Consider the following 2,610-nt stretch of genomic DNA (forward strand, 5'->3'; position numbering starts at 1 on the left):
TCTTGAATTTAAATCATCTATGGCTTTATTGTGATCAGTCATAGTGCCTTTTGGATCATAATAATTATGTTTTGTTTGCTCGTGTAATCCATTTGAATTGACATTAGAGTTTACTCCTGCATAGTGTGATAATCCTTGCATATCTCCTCTTGCAGCCATATTTTCAACAGCATTCACAGCAGAAGCCACATTTTCTTTATTAACTACACCACCATAATTTTCATTGATATAGCCTTGAACGATAGATGAGCCACCATCATAACCCACTGAATTATTAAGCGTTTTAGCTTCATTATAGCTATCCATAGAACTTTTAATACTAGCAGAATTTGTAACATTTCCTGTTTTAAGAAGGTTATTAAATGAAGCACTTGCATCTCTATTTTTACCAATTTCATTAGAAATACTTTCGTTAAAGGTTTTATTAAAGGTTTCTTTTTGATCTTTGCTTAGTTTTTGATACCAATCTTCAGATTCTATTGAATTTGTAGATGCGCTACCTCCTGCATCAACATTTATTCTAACTCCTTTTATTTCTTTGCTAAAGCCAATACCACCGCCAATTTTTCCACTCATCATATCTTGATAAGCTTGTTTTACATCCACACCTGTTGCTTTAGAATAAGCATTAGCTAAAGCATGTTGTGTTGCATTAGCAATAGCACTTCTATCGTTTTCTGATAAGGCTAAGCTATCTCCTTTTCCACTAGCAACTTCTAAAGCTCTTTGAGATAGGTTAGAATTTTGAATCGCATCACTTAGAGCGTGCGCTCTTGTTTCTAAATTGCTTGCAGTCATACCAGCATTTAATCCTTTAATAGAAGCATTACCTATAGAACCATTAGCATTGATTACAGCGGAACTTCCAGTCATATTATCTTTAACTAATTCGCCACCATGTTGCATATCTCTTGTTCCCATAAAACTTCTACCACCTGCACCAAACGAAGATTGAAGAGTATTATAACCTGCACCCACAGCCCAAACTTCATCTCCTCTAGGAGCAGCTATACTTGTTTGCGTAGATAGAGCTTGCTGATTTGCAAAGCTTCCAGCAGCTCTTGAAGCACCTGTTAGAGCTTGAGATAATCCAGAAGCAAAAGTTATAAATCCTTGCTCACTTGCTTTAGCAATTGCATAAGCTAAAACAGGAGTACTCATTACAAGATAATTCATGAAATTTGATCTACTTGCTACTTCTTTGAATATAAGCATGTTATCTCCTAAGCTTAAAGCTGCTTTTCCACCTGTTATTACTTGTGCAACATTCATAAGATTAAAATCATTTATAAAATTAATAATACAAAGTATAGGAGTCCAAAGCACTATCCAAATACATAAAGTAAAAAACATCTTAATATGTGCGTAAGAGCCAAATACAATAGAAAGCAAAGCAACAAGCCAAGATAAACCTATGATAATAGCTGTTAAATAAGCTTTAGCTAAAGGCAAATAAGTTTGTGCCAAGTGTCCTTGTGCTTGCATACTTGCGTAAAATTGCTGATCCGCATAAGCAGTATTTGCAGCCACAGAAGCAGGATTTAATCCTACTGATTTAGCGGTATTAATGATTGCATCTTGAGAAGCAAGCATTATCATGGATTGCTGTAAATAAGATCTAGCACTTACAGCTTGTTCGTTATAGATTTGTGCAGCGCCTAAGAACTTTTGCTCATAATTTGTCATATCATCTACCATACCAAGCAAAGCAGCATGAATCTTCATAGCTTCATCTGTATCGTTTTGAATCATTTCAACGATTTGAGGACCTGCATCAGAACAAGGTACAACACTTTGTTCTTCAACATTATTGTTATTTGTGAACAAAGGAGTAAGCTGAGAGCCATTGCCTATGTTTGTGAAAAGATCTTGCATCAAATTATCAGAATTTTGAAAAAGATTTCTACCTTGTTGATTAAGTAAGATACCTACTGAAACACAGTTTCTAAAGTAAAAATCAATATTTTTTTGTAAAGTTGCATCAATAGCCGAAAGCTTTACGCTTGGTAAAGTACTCATCACTTGAAGCGAAAAACCTAAACCTGCGTTAGAGAAATTTGTAGATTGTGGAGTTGAAAAATGTTTTTCCATAGCTTCTAGGATAACCTTCTCAAATTGTGTCATTAATGCAAAGCTTTTTCCTATGCCTATAGGAATTTGAGAAATGACATAATCTTTACTTGTTACTTCATCGTGAATCATGAAGCGGTGACTATTGTCATTTGGCGCCCTTAAAAACATCTGCCACACTACAGCAAAAAGTATAAACATTTTTCCAAATTCAAACACAGGATTTGTTTGTCCATCCATTGCTTTTTTGATACTAAAAAGCAATAATGAGATAGCTAAGGCTGCATTAACGATATAACTTGTTTCAGTGGTTATACCTTTAACAGCTTGCATGATTTCATTCATCACATCGCCATAACCCCAAGTATAAATTAAATTGCTATTAGCTATTTCAGTTGCACCAAATAAAAATGAAGGTGCAAAAAACAAAGTGCTAAGGAATAAAAAGTAAAATCTTTTCATGGATTATATTAAAGAAGTTAAAGAGTTTGTTTGGTATAATTATAAAAGGTAGATGCCAAAGGCGGCTACCTTTGGCAT

At 34.3% G+C, this 2,610-nt stretch carries 1 protein-coding gene; it reads right to left on the reverse strand.

The window, feature by feature from the left end; translation table 11 throughout:
* The coding region (locus tag AJ886_RS07045; protein ID WP_070287452.1) for a conjugal transfer protein TraG N-terminal domain-containing protein at nucleotides 1–2,532 on the reverse strand (2,532 nt) is incomplete at its 3' end.
* Nucleotides 2,533–2,610: the final 78 nt, after the last annotated feature.

The organism is Campylobacter sp. BCW_6465, assembly GCF_001762815.1.
GTDB classification, from domain to species: Bacteria; Campylobacterota; Campylobacteria; order Campylobacterales; family Campylobacteraceae; genus Campylobacter_D; species Campylobacter_D jejuni.